16 protein-coding genes are annotated in these 19,528 nt (G+C 47.3%); 6 read left to right on the forward strand and 10 right to left on the reverse strand.

Annotation, left to right across the window (positions count from 1 at the left end; translation table 11 throughout):
• Position 1: 1 nt before the first annotated feature.
• Entirely contained in the window at positions 2–388 is a 387-nt protein-coding gene (gene apaG / locus ABW391_RS08765; RefSeq protein WP_353481474.1) for a Co2+/Mg2+ efflux facilitator ApaG/CorD, read from the forward strand.
• A gap of 78 nt (positions 389–466) precedes the next feature.
• Here apaG and ABW391_RS08770 read toward each other — a convergent pair whose 3' ends face one another.
• Complete coding sequence (locus tag ABW391_RS08770) at positions 467–1,237, reverse strand: OmpA family protein (protein WP_353481475.1); 771 nt, start codon at positions 1,235–1,237, stop codon at positions 467–469.
• Positions 1,238–1,512: 275 nt separating this feature from the next.
• Here ABW391_RS08770 and ABW391_RS08775 point away from each other — a divergent pair, with 275 nt between their 5' ends.
• A complete protein-coding gene (locus tag ABW391_RS08775; protein ID WP_353481476.1) occupies positions 1,513–2,979 on the forward strand; it encodes a hypothetical protein in 1,467 nt (488 codons plus the stop codon).
• A 10-nt stretch (positions 2,980–2,989) separates the two neighbouring features.
• On the opposite strand, the gene ABW391_RS08780 is transcribed toward ABW391_RS08775, so the two are convergent.
• The 5 genes from ABW391_RS08780 to ABW391_RS08800 form a co-directional block, all read right to left on the reverse strand.
• Positions 2,990–5,293 carry a hypothetical protein gene (locus ABW391_RS08780; protein ID WP_353481477.1) on the reverse strand — a complete coding sequence of 768 codons (2,304 nt, stop codon included), beginning with the start codon at positions 5,291–5,293 and terminating at the stop codon, positions 2,990–2,992.
• Entirely contained in the window at positions 5,259–6,284 is a 1,026-nt protein-coding gene (locus ABW391_RS08785; protein WP_353481478.1) for a hypothetical protein, read from the reverse strand. The genes ABW391_RS08780 and ABW391_RS08785 overlap by 35 nt, the downstream gene beginning before the upstream one ends.
• Before the next feature lie 37 nt (positions 6,285–6,321).
• Positions 6,322–7,836: a tetratricopeptide repeat protein gene (locus tag ABW391_RS08790; RefSeq protein ID WP_353481479.1), complete on the reverse strand. Its 1,515-nt coding sequence runs from the start codon at positions 7,834–7,836 to the stop codon at positions 6,322–6,324.
• A gap of 131 nt (positions 7,837–7,967) precedes the next feature.
• Complete coding sequence (locus tag ABW391_RS08795) at positions 7,968–9,269, reverse strand: aminopeptidase P N-terminal domain-containing protein (protein ID WP_353481480.1); 1,302 nt, start codon at positions 9,267–9,269, stop codon at positions 7,968–7,970.
• Positions 9,270–9,362: 93 nt separating this feature from the next.
• Positions 9,363–10,637 (reverse strand): erythromycin esterase family protein, encoded by a 1,275-nt coding sequence (locus ABW391_RS08800; protein ID WP_353481481.1) that lies wholly within the window; start codon positions 10,635–10,637, stop codon positions 9,363–9,365.
• A 140-nt stretch (positions 10,638–10,777) separates the two neighbouring features.
• On the opposite strand from ABW391_RS08800, the gene rlmN reads away from it, so the two are divergent.
• Complete coding sequence (gene rlmN, locus ABW391_RS08805; protein WP_353481482.1) at positions 10,778–11,827, forward strand: dual-specificity RNA methyltransferase RlmN; 1,050 nt, start codon at positions 10,778–10,780, stop codon at positions 11,825–11,827.
• A 119-nt stretch (positions 11,828–11,946) separates the two neighbouring features.
• Complete coding sequence (locus ABW391_RS08810) at positions 11,947–12,528, forward strand: sigma-70 family RNA polymerase sigma factor (protein ID WP_353481483.1); 582 nt, start codon at positions 11,947–11,949, stop codon at positions 12,526–12,528.
• A gap of 457 nt (positions 12,529–12,985) precedes the next feature.
• Here ABW391_RS08810 and nadC read toward each other — a convergent pair whose 3' ends face one another.
• Together nadC and ABW391_RS08820 are read right to left on the reverse strand one after the other, a co-directional pair.
• On the reverse strand, positions 12,986–13,834 hold the full coding sequence (gene nadC / locus ABW391_RS08815) for a carboxylating nicotinate-nucleotide diphosphorylase (RefSeq protein ID WP_353481484.1): 849 nt from the start codon (positions 13,832–13,834) through the stop codon (positions 12,986–12,988).
• Between the two features lie 56 nt (positions 13,835–13,890).
• On the reverse strand, positions 13,891–14,817 hold the full coding sequence (locus ABW391_RS08820) for a sugar phosphate isomerase/epimerase family protein (RefSeq protein WP_353481485.1): 927 nt from the start codon (positions 14,815–14,817) through the stop codon (positions 13,891–13,893).
• A 146-nt stretch (positions 14,818–14,963) separates the two neighbouring features.
• Here ABW391_RS08820 and ABW391_RS08825 point away from each other — a divergent pair, with 146 nt between their 5' ends.
• On the forward strand, positions 14,964–17,075 hold the full coding sequence (locus ABW391_RS08825) for a molybdopterin-dependent oxidoreductase (protein ID WP_353481486.1): 2,112 nt from the start codon (positions 14,964–14,966) through the stop codon (positions 17,073–17,075).
• Between the two features lie 49 nt (positions 17,076–17,124).
• Positions 17,125–18,258 carry an N-acetyl-alpha-D-glucosaminyl L-malate synthase BshA gene (gene bshA, locus ABW391_RS08830; RefSeq protein WP_353481487.1) on the forward strand — a complete coding sequence of 378 codons (1,134 nt, stop codon included), beginning with the start codon at positions 17,125–17,127 and terminating at the stop codon, positions 18,256–18,258.
• A 13-nt stretch (positions 18,259–18,271) separates the two neighbouring features.
• On the opposite strand, the gene ABW391_RS08835 is transcribed toward bshA, so the two are convergent.
• Together ABW391_RS08835 and ABW391_RS08840 are read right to left on the reverse strand one after the other, a co-directional pair.
• On the reverse strand, positions 18,272–18,601 hold the full coding sequence (locus ABW391_RS08835; protein WP_353481488.1) for a hypothetical protein: 330 nt from the start codon (positions 18,599–18,601) through the stop codon (positions 18,272–18,274).
• Positions 18,598–19,503, reverse strand: coding sequence for a hypothetical protein (locus ABW391_RS08840; protein ID WP_353481489.1), 906 nt, complete (start codon positions 19,501–19,503; stop codon positions 18,598–18,600). Before ABW391_RS08840 ends, ABW391_RS08835 begins: the two co-directional genes overlap by 4 nt.
• Positions 19,504–19,528: the final 25 nt, after the last annotated feature.

The following is a 19,528-nucleotide window of genomic DNA, read 5'->3' on the forward strand; positions in this document are numbered from 1 at the left end:
TATGGAAAAACTCATCACCAACGGGATCAAAATCTCGGTAGAAACCTTCTACCAACCCAGTTATTCCAACCCGGTTGAAGGAAAATTCATTCATGCCTACCGGATCACCATCGAAAACCTGAGTGATCTTACGGTTCAACTCATGCGCCGCCACTGGATCATTACAGATTCAGATGGCATTGTGCGGGAGGTAGAAGGGGAGGGCATTATTGGTCGCCAGCCTGTACTGGAGCCACACGAGTCGCACCAGTATGTGTCCTGGTGCAACTTGCATACTGGACTGGGGAAAATGGTGGGTGCATACGAAATGCAAAATATTCACACCGGAGAGTTGTTTCAGGTCGATATTCCTGCTTTTCAATTGGTGGCTCCTTTTCAACTGAATTGAAGCAAGGGCGCAAAAAAAAGAAAGCCGGGTGGAGTCAATCCATCCGGCTTTCTTTTTTTCCATCAGAAATGAATCTGATTACTGCTTAGTGATTTTGAGCAGAGGCGCCATTTCAGGATCAGCAACTAATTCTGATCTGCGGTTTGCCGCTTTGCCTTCCTTTGTGCTGTTGTCTGCTTTTGGCATGGTTTCACCACGGCCAACGGTAGCAACCTGAGCTGGGCTAACGCCAGCTTTGATCAACTCACGGCAGATTGCCAATGAACGCTTGGAAGACAATTCCCAGTTGTCTTGGTAAGCACCACCACCACGAACTTTGTCCGTATCGGTGTTGCCTTCTACCAAAATTTTCAACTTTGGATTGCTTTTCAGTGTAGTTGCCAATTGAGCAACTGCATCACGCTGAGTTTTTGACAAGCCAAAAGAACCTGACTTGTAATCCAGTGGTGCACTGCTAATCAAGTACAAACGGCCATCTCTTTCTTCGGCAGTCAAGCCGCTGCTCTTGTAAGCAGAGAAGATTCCGTTCACTTCGTTCTTGATTTTAGTCAATTCAGCCTGACTCATGTCCAATTTCTGCTGAACTGCGCTGATTTGAGCTTTTGTAGCATCAAGATCTTTGCGCAAGTTGGCGATTTCGCCATTCAAGCGTGCTTTTTCAGCTTCCAATTGGGTTTTCAGGTCAGCGTTTTCTTTCTCCAGGTTGGCTACTTTTGTCTGTGTTTCAGCCAAAGCCTTGTCTGCTGCTGCTTTGCTGGCAAGCAGTTCGTCAAACTTTTTCTTGGAAACACAAGATTGCATAGAACCTAGCGCAAGAACAACTACTAGTAAGTTGAGTACTAGACGCATGTTTTTCTGTTTAATTTAAAAATGAATAGTTTCGTAACCATGATGGCGCTCTTGCCATAATAAGCTTTGGAATAGGAACGCGCCGATTCCAGCTTTTATCTTGCAAAACAAGGCATATTTTGTGAATAAAACAAAACTACACCTAAATTTATTAGCAATGAAGGGCTGCTAAAGCTTAAATATGGCTTGGAGTTGCTCCCAAAGACAAAGAAGTGTTCCTTAAAATCGGAATACTCCAAATCAAATCTTAAATTCACCCTGATAAATTGGATCTTATGAACAAGTTTTTTGTCTGCTTCTGCTACTGCATTCTGACTTTGGCCGGATTAACTGCGCAATCAAGGTTGGATACCAATACGTTTATTTTCCGAAACCTTATTCCTTTTAGCGCCACCCATGTTTTAACCGTCCAGCAAAACTGGAATGAGGACAACTTACCCGCAAAATTGTACATGCAGGTTTTGAATGGAACGCAGCCCATACCTGAAAAATTGGTTGATCTCCAAAAAGGCTCCCTCAAATCTACGGTGAAAAGTATTTTTGCCTGGAATGGAAAACTCAACCTGCTTACTTCCTTGTATTATCCCGGGCCAGGACGGAGCAATTTCATCTGGCAACAGTTCGACCCTAACACTTTGAAAGACGAACACAGTCAGATTATCGATGCGGTTGCGACTCCGTACCCTGCTTTGTCCTCTACCTACCTGGGCTACGCCATTTCTCCTGATAGCAGTCGAATCGGGTTTTACAGTTGGATTTATGCGTATTCCAGTGACTCCGTACGCCTTAATATACAGGTGTACAATCGGAAAATGGAAAAGGAATGGTCGCGACAATTCAAATTGCCATTCAACAACAATCGCTTTTTTATCAATGATTGTGGTTTGCGAAGCAACGGTGAATTCTTTCTTTTTGCCGAAAACTACCTCAGCAAAATTGGTGCTGAAACAGTGATCAAAGCCAATCGGATTGAGCATTTGGCCTTCCAGTTTCGGCCAGATCGGGATACTGCCCGGATCATTCGACCTGTGTTGGCCAAAGGGGTATTTTTTTCTGGACTTAAATTTGGCATTGCTCCCGACGAAAAGCTGGTGGGTATTGGAATTTGGCAGGCTCCCCGCTTTGCGACCGAAAGTGGGTTTTTTCTGCTGCAATTGAAATCCGGGGAGGAGGCAGTTTCTCAAAATATTGAAATGCTACCAAAGGAAATGTACGCCCGTGCTGAGCGACAAGCCAAACAGGATTCCGTGCTGGGTGAAAATTTTGCTCCGTTTGGATTTTATGATTTTAGCATCAACAAGCTGGTTCTCCAGCGGGATGGTCAGGTTTTTGTTGCTGCCAATTACTACAATACCAGTCTTTTGATGCGCTTTGATGCTGAAAAAAAACTTAAATACCTGAGCATTTTACCAAGGATGGAGTATGGTTTTTTGCGCCATATTTATGACCAGGATTTTTTGGTGAAAGGAGATAGTACATACTGCCTTTTTACCCAGGTAAATGATCAACTGGCTACACCTTATAAATTGATTCGCATTGGTGAAAATGGTGAACTGATCCACAGCACCATCAATTCCAGGGTCACGACTCGGCGACCAAAGTTTTCGCTCAACACCAATTTTTGTCAAATGGTGGGAGATCAAATGGTTCTGCTAGCCGCAACCGATAGTCAAGTGCCTTTTGGAAATCCTCGTACCGTCACTTTACGCGTTGAAAAGGTAGACAACGTGTTTAAAGAATAATAAAATTCAGTTATCTCGCTGCGTAAAACTTGAAGTATTTACATTCTTGTACGATGCGTTGGTAAAACTGGGTGTCGGCATAATCGCGGTTCATGATTCCAAAATACTCGTAGGTGCGGGTGCCACCCCGCCAGTAAAAATTGTTTTGCTCGCAACGGGCGGCCATAAAAGTAGCTCGGGCAGCCAGTTCTCTACTGCTGGTAAATTGCCGCGCCATATTGAAATAGCCCAAAGCTTGCGAACAATCAAAATGTTCTCGATTGCCCAGGGCAAAGCGTTCGTCGGGAACCAAATTGGGATCTTTGGCATTTTTGCGCCGCTTGAGGCTGGATCCACTCCGGAAATTGTCCATCACGGGCCAAGCCGAACCAAAGTAGGACATGTTGTAATAACCTAGCCCCATTTGGTAAAAAAATCCGCCTCCTTCCAATCGATTGGCCAGGGCACGGTATTCCAAATCCAGCATGCGCTCAATGATTTCCCCACGATTGAGAAACGTAACCGTATCGCGGATCGGGCAATTTACGCAGTCGCGAAAACGCTCTACAAAAGGTGCCCAAGCACCGTAATCCAACCAAGCATTGCGGTCAATTTTTTTCATTTCCTCTAATGAAGCGACCAATTGGTATTGATCCAATAAGACCGTTGCCTTCAGCATGTGGATATCATTGGGCGTAAGCAAGCTGTCGCCCTGCTTGAGCAGGTTGCGCTCCATGCGATTGAGGCGTTTTTGCTCCAGCATGGCCAATAGGTCGTCGAGCTCGGTTTCCTGGGGATTGATGCGCAAATCTCTAAAAGGATGCTCGGCCAAAAAAGCTTTACCGGGCATATTGTAGCGTTTGTAGAGCCAACCCATTTTGTCGTGGGTGAATGGAGCAAATTTGGCTGGAAATCGCAAAACCAGCGGATTGTCGAGCAGGAGCTCGGCTACCTCGTCTTCCATTTCATCGTCTACCTTTTGATAGGAACCTATTTGCGCAGCCAATTTAAAAATCTCCAACTGCTCTTGCAAACTCTCGTCTTTGATTTGGTTTTCGATCCGCTCAAAGGATTTTTGTGCCGCATAAAAATCGCCCGCCACCATTTCCAGATAGCCATCGGCGATGGCCCACAACTCCGGAGTGCCCACTTTTTTTTCTGCATTGATTTTTTGGACAAAATCTTGCAGCTCGATCAGGTAATCACCGATTTTGGGTTGAGGAATTTGATGGTAACGGCGGTTTTGATCCCTATTTTTGTTGAATTCCAGCCCCAATAATTGCTTTTCAAGTCGACGCAATTCGCGTACCAGCAATACATCGAGGTATTCAATTTTGGGATCAAGCACATAAATGGCCCGCATTTCTTCCAGGGCACGACTGCGATCCAGGTAGGCACGCATGGCAAATAGGGTAGCTCGCTCTTGATTGTCTTTGCAAAGGATGTAAGCCTGCTTCCACTCTTCGTCGCTGCGGATGCGGAAACTTTGCAAGGCCGACTCGCGTTTGCTGGGGCAACGCAGAAACACCTGAGCATAATTGTATGCAGCTTCAGCGTAGCGGCCCAAAGATTGCAGGGCGCCGGCACGGTGGCCGAGCATCCAATATTCGATCAAACTGGGATCGTTGTCTATCTTGGGTTTCAGCCAATCGTACAACTCAACTGTGCGGTTGTATTGCTTGGTATAATGCGCCATGCGGATGATCTGAAATGCATAACGCAGCCGAATATAGTGAGAATTACTCAACATAAACTCATCGCGGCCACGCAGGATCAAACTGTTGACAATGGCGGTGTTGCTGGGGGTTTCTTGCCAGGGATCGGTGGTGCTGACGTGCGGCTCAACATCCCGGGTGTATTGCAAGTAACGGAGGGTTTCGGTACAACCATTGCGGTACAGGTAATTGGCAAAGGTATTTTGGCGAAGGTAAGGACTCAGGCCATAGCCTTTCACGGTAATGCCGTTGATGACTTCCTCCAGATCACTTTTGGGCCATTCATATACCACCGCGTAGATGTCGGCTTTTTCTGCCCGGGCGCAATAGCGACTGTGCCACTCTGCAATGTTGTCTTCGATCATGTTGGCTTTTTGCACGCCAAAACGTTCGTACAACACATCGAAACCCAATACATAAGCTGCTCCGGCCGCACTGCCTTTGATGATGCTGGAGCGCAGAAAAGAGTATCCCTTAAATTCGTGCAAATTGGGTCCACAATCGCCACCTACGCTCAGTGGCCAAACCAATACCAACAGGCCAAGACCAAAGGCACTTGCCCGCAGTACATGTGGCATCCATGATTTAAAATACAGCGAAAACATCTTCCATCTGTGCATGACTAATTGCTTTGATCAAGCTGGGGTGTAAATGGTAAATTGCTACCCAACGCTGTGTCGCCGAAGGCAAATGCTTCCGTGCAAATTGCGCTGCAGCCTTAAGCTCGGGGTAGCCACATGTTTCCACCCGCAACAAATCACCTTGATACAAATAATGACCGTTAAGATAAGTACTTTTTTGCACGCGAAAGCGCTGTGGTGCAATCTCCTTAAAACGAGCATCGCCACGCAGGGTCTCTACCCGCAGGTCATTGAGCAAGCGGATCATTTCCCCTTCCCGAAAAAGCACCCCCCAGCTAAAGGCAGGCAGCACCACATCCAGGGGCAAAGCATACCTGGGAAAAGGGGCATATGCGCTGACCGCAGGATTGGAAAATATCGAATTGTTCTCTTTCCAGTCTTCCACATTTCCCACATTGTACAACATCAACATGCCTCGCGCTACTGGTGGTATGCCCGTGCGTTGGGGGTATTTCCACTGGTGCAAGCGGATGGTCGCAGAAAGGGGGATGTGGATCTTTGCTAAACGTTGATCAAGTGCTTTCAAGAAATTAAAATATACCCTGCGGGTATTTGTGTTCCAGTCACAATCGATTTGCACCTCGGAAATGCCATTGACCAGCGGTACTGCTAAGTTCTCAATTTTGTAAAAAATGTGATGGACTAGTTTTTGCAGTTGTGCGTCACTTTCCACATGATCCCACGTACGGTTGGTGATGAATACTACAGGTACCAGTTGCAATTTTGCTAATCCAACTGTATCGATTTTGATGCTGGCTAGAGGGACAATCCGCCCACTACTTTCGTCCCAGTCAACATCAAAAAATTTGCTGTAAAGACGAGTAATTCCGAGAGATTGCAACCGCTGTTGTTCGGAACTGCTCAAAGCAAGACGGGTTTGCCAGTGGTAAAAAGCCCGCTCGGGCGGCGGCTGGCATGCGCAAAGCAAGAGGAGGCAAATAAACCATCCAATCGAAAATAGACGTTTCAATGTAGATTTTTTTTACAACCCAAAATACACCGAAATTCTAAAACTTAAGTCCCTTTAGCCTTCCCAATCCTGCCTTTGCAGCCTGGTGCAAGCTGGTACGGTAATCGCTAGGGCGCATTTCGGTACACAATTGAAAGTAGCGTTGCGCCTGGGGGTAATCCTTGCGCAATTCGCAGATCAAGCCAGCTTGAAGGGCTGCATTGCAGGCAAAATAATAGGTCGATTCGCGACCCATCGCAATGGTTTGGCGGTAAAGTTTCAGCGCATCATCCCAGCGCGACATACCGTGTAGCACTCTCCCCGATCGGTAAGTGTATTCCAGTTGCAAACCCTGATTTGGCCAGGTGTAGGTTTCTTTTTCTTTGAGTAAATCGTAGGCTTTTTGGAAATAGCCCCCATCAAAAAGCAAGCGTGCGCGCACAAGAACAGGATCTGGCATAAACCCACTTTGGGATTCCTCCAGCGCGTTTTTGTCCGACCCAAAATCAGCTACACCCTTTTGGCTGCACAATTGCAGGTAGCGCTTGTAACCACTGGTGTTGCCTTTGATCAATTCCGACCAGGCTAATTTTTGGTAAGCCTCCTTGATGTTGTTGCGCCCCCGAAAATTACTGAGAAAGCTAGAGAAATGCTGCGCAGCGTCGTCGTCTAGTCGGCGCAATTTGGCCAAACCCAATTGAAATTCCAAGGCCGGAAAATCCATAGCGCTTCCTTGTTTTGTGTACTTGCTGAGCATGTCGATGGCCTCGTTGTTGTGGCCACTGCGCAGGGCAACGCTGGATTTTAGAAAACAATGCAAGGGATTTTTGGCAGCATCCAAGTTCTGGTTTTGGAGAATTTTCCAGGCTTCTTCGGCGTCGTTTTCGAGATAAAGCACCAGGAAGGCATAGTACACCACGGTTTCGTCCTCAAATAGAAAATCATTTTGCCGCGCGTAGCGCATTACCTTTTCCAACTCTGCTTTGCCCTGGGCAATCGAGCCTTGCATGCCGCCCAAAAGCTTTAGCCCCCACTGGTAATTGTCGGGAATGGTGCCGGCCATGGCGTGCAAAAGCCCCAGGTCTTTGTAATTGGGCATAAAGTTGGGAAACTTCTCCTGGTTCTTTTTGAGCAAGCGAAAGGCTTTGCCTGCGTTGGAAAAAGCACCCAGGTAATCGCCAAATTTGAGGCGAACCAGTGACCACTGCAAAAAAATATCTCCCTGTGCATACAAGTAATAAGGCGACTGTGGATTGCCCGCTTTTATTTTGTTCAGTCGCTGATCGAGGTGCTTTTTGAGAATGCTGTACTCCTCGGCATTTTCATTGATGTACAGACGGAAAAAATCGAGGTAATTTTCGATGTGGTAAACGGCGAGGTTGTCTGGATCCTGAATTTTGAGGCGGGCTAAAATGGCCGCGGATTCGTCGATGCGCAATGCGACGGCTTTCTGGTAAGCTTGCTTGATGGAGGCATTGTAGCTGAAATAAGCTTCAGCTTGTCCTGGTATCGCCCAATGCAACAAAAGCACCAGACCCAGCAATGTAGTTTTCTCTAGTAAGGTGTAGTTCATGTGGATCGTATTCGAAACAAAGATATCGTTTTTTATCTATATAAATTGGCTTTATGTTGTGTGGTTTGTAAGTTTTATTAAAAAATGAGGGAGAACGCATCAGTTCGTTAGTGCCGCCATGCATGGCCGCACTACTCCGCCACCATTACCGACATCAATTCCTCGATTTCCTCTACTTCGATTGGAACATTGGCCATCAAATCCACTGGGCCAATATCGGTAACCAAAATATCGTTTTCGATGCGGATGCCCAGGTTTTCGTTGCGGATGTAAATGCCTGGTTCACAGGTGAAGACCATGCCTTCCTGGATCGGTACATACCGATCGGCCAGATCGTGTACATCCATACCCAGGTGATGTGAAGTGCCGTGCATAAAGTATTGCTTGTACAGGGGCAGTTCCGGATTTTGTTGTTCAATCTCTTTACGCGTCAGCAATTTGAGATCAATCAATGCACTTTCCATCATTTTGACCACTTCCTTGCTGTATTCTTCCAGGGTCGTTCCGGGCACGAGTAGCTGCTGCGCTTCGCGCATGATGTGCCGCACGGCATTGTACACATTGCGCTGTCGCGAACTAAATTGGCCACTTACCGGAATGGTGCGCGTAAGATCGGAGGCATAACAAGCATATTCTGCCCCAAAATCCATCAACAGTACATCTCCAGCGCGACAAACCTGGTTGTTGCGGGTGTAATGCAAGATACAACTGTTGACGCCCGCTGCTATTATCGGATCATAGGCATGTCCAGTAGCGCGATTGCGCAAAAACTCATGCGTTATTTCTGCCTCGATCTCGTATTCCATCACTCCTGGACGAACAAATTCAAGCACTCTGCGAAAGGCTTTTTCGGTAATGCCAATGGCTTGTTGAATGAGTTCGATTTCTACCGCTTGCTTGTTCATCATCAGCTTCTTGAGGATGGGCTGGGAGCGGTGGTATTTGTGTCCTGGGTAGCGGTCCATCAGATCGCGGGCCATGCGCATGTTGCGGGTTTGCATTTCGGGGATAAACCGATCGTGTTCTTCGGTATTGATGTAAACCCGCTTGGACAATAAAACCAACTCGTGCAAGATGGCGGGCATCTCGTCTAACCAGTACACTTTTTGGATGCCCGACACAGCTCGGGCTTGTTCTTTGCTGTATTTTTCGCCTTCCCAGATGGCAGTGTAATCGCTGGTGCGCTTGACAAAGGCCAGTTCCTGAAATCCTTCCTTGATGCAATCCGGGAACAATACCAGGATGGTTTCTTCCTGATCCAATCCGCTGAGGTAGAACAAACCCGAGTTTTGCCGAAAAGGGAAAAAAGTATCTCCACTGCGGGGCATCAGGTCATTGGCATAAAAAATAGCCAACGAATCGGGCTGCATTTTGCGCATGAAGCGCTTACGGTTGTTGCAAAAAAACTCCGGATTGATCGGGTCGTATTTCATGGTCGCTCTCCTTTGGGGCTTAAGTTATAAAAGATATTGGTAAAAAATAAAAACTTGAGCTTACAAGTTGATGACAGTTTTCATTTCTATCTCTCATTCAAAATATTTCGGACTTTTTACTTTTTTTAGCACAATCATGGCATCAAACCGCTTGATGGGGGTAATCTGAATTTTTCCACCATTCTCCAGTTCAAAAGCTGGAATCGGCTTAAACAGCCATTTGTTGTCCTTGCCTGGCTTTTGGCCGCGCAGCTCCAGGAAATTTACCTCCTTATCGAGTCGGTTAAAGCGATAACCAATGCCTCCGAAGCCATCGTCTTTAAAGGGCTGCACATCGCGCATCCAGTGCCGATACAGCTCCCCTCCTGCGGCATAAATCCCAATGTTGTATACCTCTTTGCCAAAACGCTCACTGATGTAATTGCCCTGCATTTTCACGGGATTGCCAGAAAAATCTACCGAGGTAATCTCCGTACCGATGTGGGCATTGTGCGCCCAGTAAATGATTTTTTTGTTGGGGTAAGCCACATCCGCCAGCCACATCAGATTTTCAGCCATGATGCGGTCGCGCAGCACAATTTGCTGCCTTTGCTGAATGGCGCGGTAATCAAGGGTCCAGTATTCCAGGTAATTCTCCAGCGTACGGCGAAGAAAAGGAACGAGTAAGGGTTTGCTGGGGAAATCCTGACGCAAGCGCGCTTCATTATTTTCCAAAAAATCCATCACCTTGTTGATCACTCGTTCGTTGGTGCGAATGGCCTGCATGAGTTGGGTGCTGTCCGAAAAGATGCCATACAGCAATCCCGAATTCATAAAATTGTACTCTACATCGCGCGAAAGCTCCCGATCGTATTTTTGTAAAAAATCAATCAGGAAGTTGTTGAAAAAATTGGCCGAAGTTTGGCAATCTGGCCCCGCCAACTGCAATGGATCAGGGGTGTTGACTTTGGCCTTGGCGTATTCAAACAGGGGCAACATCTCCTCACAACGGAAATTCCCAAACACCGAATTGTACATCAATCCTTTGGCATCCAGGGTTTCTTGGTTGAGCCAGGCGAGATTGATGTCGCCAAAACCACCCTCGATTACCAGCACATCGAAATCCATTTGCTCGTGCAAAAACTCCACCAGCCGCGTTTTTAATTGGTAAAATTCTGCCGCACCATGTGCGCTTTCGCCAAGCTGAACCAGCCGCACACCCTTGAGTTTTTCCTTCAAAAAAGCCAAATCAAGGTAGTCATCGCCTTGTAAACGAGCAATGGGAATGGTGTTTTTTTTCAGCCACAACAATTCCTGATTGGCGCGCTGACCAGCAAGTTCAGGAAGAACAAACAAGCTGAGCAGTAGAAAAGCAAGCAACAGACGCATAGGCACTTGGGTTAAATCGTGCCTAAAATACTGCAAATTGTGAAAATGAGTCCAAAAAAGCCACAGCCACATCACGCATATCCTGAGATGAGTCCCTGCTTACTGCTGTTTCAATCCCATAAGTTCCTTATCTTTGCGCCATGAACGGAAAAGAACGCATGGACATCCGGCAGCGCTCCCTGGTAGAATTGGAGGAGCTGTTTAAGGATATGGGGGAGGCCAAATTCCGCGCCAAACAAGTATACGAATGGCTGTGGCAAAAAGGAGTACGCTCTTTTGAAGCCATGACCAACCTTTCCAAAAGTTTGCGCGAAAAACTGGCAGAGACATTTGTAATCAATGGCATCATCGAAGATAAAGTACAGCGCAGCGCCGATGGCACCATCAAATCGCGCTTTCGTTTGCACGATGGCCACCTGATCGAGTCGGTGCTGATTCCGGTATCCGAAGACCAGCGTTTTACCGTCTGTGTGTCTAGTCAAGTGGGTTGCAGCCTGACCTGCAAGTTTTGCGCCACAGGTCGCATGAACCGCGTACGCAACCTCGACGCCGCTGAAATTTACGACCAGGTGGTGTTGGTCAACGAGCAATGCCTCGCTACCTTTGGCCACCCGCTCACCAACATCGTATACATGGGAATGGGCGAACCCCTTCTGGCCTACAGCAACGTGATGGAAAGTGTTGATCGCCTTACTTCACCCTCTGGCCTCAATATGTCGCCCCGGCGCATCACCATTAGTACCGCGGGCATTGCTAAAATGATTCGAAAACTGGCCGACGATGGTTGCAAAACCAACCTTGCCCTCTCTCTTCATGCAGCCGACGACACCAAGCGCGATGACCTCATGCCGATCAACGAGCAAAACAACCTAGCTGTTTTGATGGATGCCCTGGAATATTTTTACCGCAAAACCCACAACCGCATCAGCTACGAGTACATCACTTTCCAAAACGTAAACGATGGGCTAGAGGACGCGGCCAAATTGGCCAAGCTGTGTCGGCGCTTTCCGGTACGCGTCAACATCATTGAGTACAACCCCATCGGCGATGTGCCTTACCTCAAATCAGAAGAAGATCGAATCGATGCTTTTGCCCGTTACTTGCGTGAGCGCGAAATCATGGTCACCATACGGCGCAGCCGAGGCAAAGACATCGATGCTGCTTGTGGGCAATTGGCGAATAAGGAGTAACATAGAGGTTGAAGGATTGAACCAAGTAGAACTGAAAAATTTTTATTTATTTTTTTGAATCGGGAACTTAATTAATTAGGATGGGGTTGATGCTTTGAAACCCAAAAAATCCTAACTTTATGGTAGCACAAGCAAAGCAAAGCATGAATTACGATCGTATCCTGGAAGAGGAGTTGTTGCCTCAGGCAGAGGCGCTGCTTACTTTTGCCTACCATCTGACTTACAACCAGCAGGACGCGGAAGATTTGGTACAGGAAACCTACATGAAAGCGTACAAGGCCATCGACAAATACATCGAAGGTACCAACGCTAAAGCTTGGCTTTTCAAAATCCTGAAAAACACCTTCATCAACGATTACCGCCGCAAATCGCGTGGCCCCGTGATGAAAGAACTGGATGAAGTCATCGCTTTCCAAAACCGCGAGAACACCCCTTACACCAGCGCTCATGCCGGATTGGCCGAAGAAACTTACGAGTCAATGATGGGCGATGAAGTTACCGTGGCGGTAAATAAACTTTCAGTCAATTTTCGAGTTGTACTCTTGTTGAGCGATGTGGAAGAATTTTCTTACGAAGAAATTTCCAAAATTTTGGATATTCCCATCGGAACCGTGCGTTCGCGCTTGAACCGCGCGCGAAATGCCGTCAAAGACGAGCTAAGAGCTTACGCCCAATCGATGGGCTTTAAAGATAACCGTTAACCCATGATTCGCGTTGTGGGTCGAGACCCTTTCTTCTGCTCCATACCTGGGAGGGCGCGAAGAAGGGGTCTTCTTCGATTCACAGGCAAGGGTTGCGGCATTAGTTAACCTTAATTACCACATTTCGTGGGCTACCAGGGAGTTCTGGCACCAACCAGGATGACCAAAAAAACAACAAAGCTATGGTCAAGAGTCCGATCACCAAGGATGACTTTATTAAAAAAGTGAGTTTATTCCTGGACAATGAACTTACAGACAAAGAAAGTCGAGATTTGCTCCGAGAAATTCAGACAAATCAAGCGTTTATGCACATTTTGAAAGAAGAACGAACCTTTAGGGAATTTATTAAGACAAAAATTGATCGGCGAAAACCTTCTCCTGCCCTCATAGCTTCTATAAAAGACAAAATAAAAGCTTCGCCGTTCTGATCCTGTTTTCAGATCAACACCTGCAAAAATCAACCTTTTAACACCTTTAAGCTCAAATCCAGACTTTGGGCAGAGTGCGTCAATGCTCCTACGGAGATGTAGTCTACTCCGGTGAGTGCTATGGCACGCAGGGTATCCAGCGTTACTCCGCCCGAAGCCTCGGTTTCAAAGCGTTTCCCCACCATTTTCACGGCTTCGTGCATGGTTTCAACTTGGAAATTGTCCAGCATGATGCGGGTGATATTGCCTGTATCCAATACTTGCTGAAGCTCGGCCAGGTTGCGCACCTCAACAGTCACATTCAGTTTCAGGCCATTGGCTTGCTGGTAAGCGTGTACCCGCTCAATGGCAGGTTGGATGCCGCCACAAGCGTCGGTATGGTTGTCTTTGATCATGAACCAGTCGTACAAGCCATCGCGGTAATTGTGGCAACCGCCAATGCGCACCGCCCATTTTTCCAAAAAGCGGATCAGCGGAGTGGTTTTGCGCGTATCCAAAATTTTTACGGGAAGATCCGCTACTGCGTCGCGGTATTGCCGACTGATGGTGGCAATGCCACTCATGCGTTGCATGGTGTTGAGTACCAGGCGCTCGGCTTGCAATAAAGCCTGGGTATGGCACTCTACGATGAAAGCTACATCGCCGTATTTGATATTGTCGCCATCGTCAATCATTTTTTCAAAATGAGCAGAGGGATCTACCGTTTTGAAAATGCGTTCGGCGATGACCATCCCGGCCAATACGCCTTCATCTTTCACCAACAACCGCGCACGGTTGCGGGCAGAATCAGGGATGCAGGCCAAACAAGTAACATCGCCAGTGCCTACGTCTTCGCGAAGCCCGGCAGCGATGAATTCGTCAATTTGATCAAAAGACATGTAATGGGATTTTGGTATGGGTAGAGACGCGATGCATCGCGTCTCTACCCAAAAAATTAAATCATCGCACCTACCTTCTCCAGCAGTGCTTTGGTTTTTTTGATGCCCTCTTTCTCCGGGGTTTTGCTTCCTTCGTATTCGATGCCCACATATCCCTTGAATTTCGCTTTTTTTACGATTTTCATCATTTTGACGTAATCGACCAGCATATCGTTGCCCTCTGCATCAAAGTCGTGCGTTTTGGCACTTACGCCTTTGGCAAAAGGCATCAGCTCTTCTACGCCCAGGTAGCGGTCGTATTCTTCGGCACAATTCCAGGAACCGGCCTTGCGGGTCACACAGAAGTTGCCAAAATCGGGAAGCGTACCCACGTTTTTCATGTTCACCTGCTTCATCACGCCCGACAACCATTTGCCATTGGAAGAGTAGCCACCGTGGTTTTCAACAATGACATTGATGCCCATACTGGCGCCGTATTCGCCCAATCTGCTTAAGCCTTCTACTGCACCCTTTGCTACTTCTTCGGCGGTACCTTTGCCTGCGGCATTGACCCGAATGGTGGCACAACCCAGGTATTTGGCACATTCAATCCATTGTTTGTGTTGTTCAATGGCCTTATCCAGTTCGGCTTTGGTGGTTGATCCCAAATCGCCTTCCCCATCAATCATGATCAGGTGGTTCTTGATGCCGTTGTCTTTGCAACGCATCAGCAATTCGTTGAGGTAAGTAGTGTCTCTGGCTTTGTCTTTGAAAAACTGGTTGACGTACTCTACAATTCCGATTCCGAATTCTTTGCGGGCCATCACCGGAAAATCGAGGTTGGTCATTTCTTTTTTGAACAGCGCATTGTGCAAGGACCATTCGGCGAGGGAAATTTCAAAGAACAATTTTTTGCGGCTATCCAGGTCAAAGTTGGCAAGTGGGGCTAAGGCCAAACCTGCCCCGGTGTAAGCAATCTGATGAAGGAAATCACGACGTTTCATGTGATTGGAAGAATTTTTTGCGTGAACGAATCATTCCCAAGATAGCGGTTTTTGAGAATTTTTGGGAAAAATGCACACAAACTACAAACTGGATATGCTTCCGTTTTATAAAAGAAAAAACGTAACTTTCCCTGAAATCTACCATCATGTCGCAAACCCACTACCGCAACTGCAACCTTTGTGAAGCCATGTGCGGCCTGGAAATCCGCTTGGAAAATGACCAAATAAGCAGCATTGCCGGAGACAAAAACGACACCTTTAGTCGTGGCCACATTTGCCCCAAGGCAGTAGCACTCAAAGACATCTACGAAGATCCCAACCGACTGCGCACTCCAGTAAAGAGAACCCCCGAAGGGTGGCAAAAAATTTCTTGGGAAGAAGCCATGGACGCCGTAGTGGAAGGTATTCAACGCAGCCAGGCACAATATGGTCACAATGCTGTAGGTTTGTATCAGGGCAACCCATCGATCCACAATTTGGGTACCATCATGAATTCACCGGCGTTTGCCAAGGCTTTGCGCAGCAAAAACCTCTTTTCTGCCACTTCTACCGATCAATTGCCGCACCATTTTGCATCCTGGCAATTGTTTGGACATCCCCTGCTGGTGCCTATTCCCGATATTGACCATACCCAATTCATGCTCATCATCGGGGGCAACCCCATCGCCTCCAATGGCAGTATGATGACGGTGCCAGATGTAGCCAAACGCCTGCGGGCCATCCAAGAACGGGGGGGCAAAGTGGTGGTGGTGGATCCTCGCCGCACCGAAACTGCGGAGAAAGCTGATCAGCATTTTTTCATTCGTCCCAATGCTGATGTGTTGCTATTGCTGGCCATGGTTCAAACCTTGTTTGCCGAAGGCCTGGTCAATTTGGGACACTTGGCTGAATTTACGGACGGCGTAACCGAATTGCAAGATGCTTGTACCGCATATACCCCAGAGAAGGTCGCCGCTGCAACGGGCATTTCCGCCGCAGCGATTCGGCAATTGACCCGAGAATTTGCGCAAGCGGAATCGGCGGTAGCCTATGGCCGGGTGGGGGTTTCTACCCAGGTGTACGGCGGCTTGTGTCAGTGGTTGATCGATGCACTCAATATCCTGACGGGCAATCTGGACAAAAAAGGAGGGGCCATGTTTACCCAACCAGCAGTAGATTTCATCGCGCGGGGAAAATACGAAAAGCGCTTCGGACGCTGGCACTCGCGGGTGAGGGGCTTGCCGGAGTCACTGGGTGAACTACCAGTAGCAGCATTGGCCGAAGAAATTTTGACCCCTGGTGAGGGACAAATTCGAACGCTCATTACCAGTTGTGGCAATCCGGTTTTGTCTACGCCCAATGGGGCGCAGGTGGATAAAGCGCTGGCCAGTCTGGATTTCATGGTGAGCATCGATATTTACATCAACGAAACGACCCGCCATGCGCACATCATTTTGCCCCCGGCAACCGGACTGGAAGTGTCGCATTACGACCTGACCTTCCATGTGTTGGCCGTGCGCAATACCGCAAAATACTCGCCCCCTTTGTTTGAAAAAGCTCCCGATGCCCGACACGATTATGAAATTTATCAGGAATTGGCTCATCGACTGAGTGGCAACACTGAACCATTTCAGGCCGAGCCACCAGAGGAAAAACTTGACCTTGGATTGAGGTTTGGCCCTTATGCCCTTTCGTTGGATCAATTGAAAGAAAACCCTCACGGAATTGACCTGGGGCCTTTGCAGGCTTGTTTGCCCCAGCGTCTGTTTATTCCAGACAAGCGCATTCCCTTGGCACCGGCTAATTTTTTGCAAGATTTGAGCAGAGTTGATCAATTGTTGGCGCCTACTCATTCCGTCCATGAATTCCCTTTTTTGCTAATTGGTCGACGCCACTTGCGTGACAACAACTCCTGGATGCACAATGCCTCGCGTTTGATGCGCGGGCGCAATCGCTGCACCTTGCAAATGCACCCGGACGATGCCGCCCAACTGAGGCTGGCAAACCAACAAGTAGTAAAGGTGAGCTCAAGGGTGGGTGAAATTGAGCTGCCCTTGGAAATCAGCGCCGAGATCATGCCCGGAGTGGTGTGCATGCCCCATGGTTATGGCCATGCCCGGGCGGGAGTACAACTCGACGTGGCCAAACAATACGCCGGGGTAAGCATCAATGACCTGACCGATGAATTTGTACTGGATGACCTGACCGGGAATGCTGCGTTTAGCGGGGTGAGGGTAAATGTTGAGTCTAAAGTTGAATCGACCATTTCAACTTTTTAAGCGCTCAATTGTATCCAATAGCAGAAACTCACTTGGAAACCTGATCGGCATGAAAATCGGTATTGTATGTTATCCCACCTATGGCGGTAGCGGCGTATTGGCAACAGAACTCGGATTGGCCCTGGCCAGAAACGGACACGAAATCCACTTTATCACCTACAAACGCCCTGCCAGACTCACCCATTTTCACGAAAATGTGTACTTCCACGAAGTGGATACCGAGCAATACCCACTTTTTGAATATACCCCATACGATACGGCTTTGACCAGCAAACTGGTGGATGTGGTGCAACACGAAGAACTGGATTTGCTGCACGTGCATTACGCCATTCCCCATGCGGCAGTAGCTTACATGGCCAAAAAAATCCTGCTGACTCAAGGAAGGTATATCCCTGTAGTGACTACCCTGCACGGTACAGACATCACGCTGGTAGGCAAAGACAAATCTTTTGCGCCTGTCGTCGAGTTTTCTATCAATAAATCTGATGGCGTTACGGCAGTTTCCAATAGTTTGCGCCAGCAAACCTACGAAACCTTTACCCTCACCCGCGAAATTGAAGTAATTTACAATTTCATCGATTTTTCGCGCTTTCGCAAAAGCAACAAAGACCATTTCAAAAAAGCCATTGCGCCCAAGGGCGAGCGCATCCTCATCCACGTTTCCAACTTCCGCAAAGTAAAGCGCATCAATGATGTGGTGCAGGTGTTTTACCGCGTCAACAAACAAATGCCTTCCAAGCTACTGTTCATCGGTGATGGTCCCGAACGCCGCGCTGCCGAGGATCTTTGCCGCGAATTGGACATCATCGAAGATGTGCGCTTTTTGGGCAAACAGGATGCCATTGAAGAATTGATGGCGGTTGCCGATGTGTTCATCATGCCTTCCGAAAGTGAAAGTTTTGGTTTGGCCGCATTGGAGGCGATGGCTTGTGAAGTTCCGGTAATTTCCACCAACGCTGGTGGTCTGCCCGAAGTGAACATTCACGGCGTGACCGGATTCCTGAGCGATGTAGGCGATGTAGACGACATGGCCCGTCACGCCATTTACATCCTGAGCGATGATGGGGTACTAGCACAGTTTCGCGCCAATGCCTTGGAACAAGCCCAACGTTTTGACATTCAGGAGATTTTGCCGAAGTATGAGGCGTACTATGAAATGATTTTGAAGGCGTCGAAGTATTGAGGAGGGATTTAATTTAAGCAACTCTTGCAAAAATTGCTGATCCTACAATCAAGAAGCATAAAACTATATTTAAAATTCCTCCAAGCCATTTGAACCAAGTTGATGGTTCTTTCATGGTAAAGCTCAAAATTGTCAAGATTATTCCAATCAAGCAAAACACTTGAATTGCAATAAAAACTATCATTGGAGGTTCTGGGAAACCTTCACCTGCTTTAATTTTTTTCGGTATAATTGAAAAGATATAACTGAGCAATCCTAAAGTTATGATTGAAGTCATCAAAGATAGTTTTGAAAACCTCTTCTGATTGTTCTGAATTTCTATTTCGTCTAAGATTTCATTCATGGCTTGATTTGCTTTTTTAGCTCTTCGATTTGCCTTTGCAATTCAAGGTTTTTCTGGATTTCATCTTCTGCACGCTTCTTTTCTACTTCTGCGCGATTCTTCTCTTCAATCAGTAATTGATCCTTCTCGGCAATAATTTCATCTTTCTCGGCGGCTAACTTTTTCATTTCCCGATCAAAAATGCGATCTAACTCGTCCTCCAAATCCATATTGTCCCGAATTTCTTCACTTGCGATTGCCCTACCCAAACGATCCAGCATTTTTTTGATCAAAGGATCATTGGTATCCCCTTGAAAATCCAATTGGTGTTGGTCATTCGTCGTTTGATAGATGGGACTGAAGACCTGCAAAATGCGCTCCAGTTTTGAGCGTGCCTTGCGGGGCAACTTCCGGGCCTGAATCAGGTAAGAATCGTGGGTCAATAGCTCCACAAAATCCTCTTTAATTTCCAGTATTTCCTGTGTAACGACATCCCGGTACTCCCGGTTGATCTTGACCACTCCTGCATGGATGTTGTCAAGCGGAAATCCTAAAAAATAAATCGAAATGATGGGCAAAGGGCGCTTCTCTGACTCACCTTTATCGTTGATTACGTCGTCTTCTTTGCGGTAATTGTCACCCAGGTACCTCCGAAAGCGCATCACATCAAATGCTTTCTTGGCCTTTTGCAGCTCAATGAGTACTTTATGCAATTCGCCACTTTTATTCTTGATGATTGCTTTGAAATCAAAGCGCAGAATGCTGATGCCTCCCCCTGACTTTTCAGTATCGGTTTCCTGTGGCTTCAACTCCAGACTCTGGATTTCCTCCCCCAGAATTGTAGACAGCAACTCCCGAGCAATCTCCACGTCCTCCAGCAGATATTTGAACACTACGTCATAGATGGGATTGGCAATGATCATACCTGATTTTTTGTTTGATTTCTAT

The organism is Haliscomenobacter sp. (assembly GCF_040403615.1).
Classification (GTDB): Bacteria; Bacteroidota; Bacteroidia; order Chitinophagales; family Saprospiraceae; genus Haliscomenobacter.

Excerpts from the sequence above, each read along its gene's own strand:
- apaG (WP_353481474.1), top strand. The coding sequence starts at position 2 with ATGGAAAAACTCATCACCAACGGGATCAAAATCTCGGTAGAAACCTTC.
- ABW391_RS08775 (WP_353481476.1), top strand. The coding sequence starts at position 1,513 with ATGAACAAGTTTTTTGTCTGCTTCTGCTACTGCATTCTGACTTTGGCC.
- rlmN (WP_353481482.1), top strand. The coding sequence starts at position 10,778 with ATGAACGGAAAAGAACGCATGGACATCCGGCAGCGCTCCCTGGTAGAA.
- bshA (WP_353481487.1), top strand. The coding sequence starts at position 17,125 with ATGAAAATCGGTATTGTATGTTATCCCACCTATGGCGGTAGCGGCGTA.
- ABW391_RS08770 (WP_353481475.1), bottom strand. The coding sequence starts at position 1,237 with ATGCGTCTAGTACTCAACTTACTAGTAGTTGTTCTTGCGCTAGGTTCT.
- ABW391_RS08795 (WP_353481480.1), bottom strand. The coding sequence starts at position 9,269 with ATGAAATACGACCCGATCAATCCGGAGTTTTTTTGCAACAACCGTAAG.
- ABW391_RS08835 (WP_353481488.1), bottom strand. The coding sequence starts at position 18,601 with ATGAATGAAATCTTAGACGAAATAGAAATTCAGAACAATCAGAAGAGG.
- ABW391_RS08790 (WP_353481479.1), bottom strand. The coding sequence starts at position 7,836 with ATGAACTACACCTTACTAGAGAAAACTACATTGCTGGGTCTGGTGCTT.
- ABW391_RS08800 (WP_353481481.1), bottom strand. The coding sequence starts at position 10,637 with ATGCGTCTGTTGCTTGCTTTTCTACTGCTCAGCTTGTTTGTTCTTCCT.
- ABW391_RS08825 (WP_353481486.1), top strand. The coding sequence starts at position 14,964 with ATGTCGCAAACCCACTACCGCAACTGCAACCTTTGTGAAGCCATGTGC.
- ABW391_RS08840 (WP_353481489.1), bottom strand. The coding sequence starts at position 19,503 with ATGATCATTGCCAATCCCATCTATGACGTAGTGTTCAAATATCTGCTG.
- ABW391_RS08810 (WP_353481483.1), top strand. The coding sequence starts at position 11,947 with ATGGTAGCACAAGCAAAGCAAAGCATGAATTACGATCGTATCCTGGAA.
- nadC (WP_353481484.1), bottom strand. The coding sequence starts at position 13,834 with ATGTCTTTTGATCAAATTGACGAATTCATCGCTGCCGGGCTTCGCGAA.
- ABW391_RS08780 (WP_353481477.1), bottom strand. The coding sequence starts at position 5,293 with ATGCACAGATGGAAGATGTTTTCGCTGTATTTTAAATCATGGATGCCA.
- ABW391_RS08820 (WP_353481485.1), bottom strand. The coding sequence starts at position 14,817 with ATGAAACGTCGTGATTTCCTTCATCAGATTGCTTACACCGGGGCAGGT.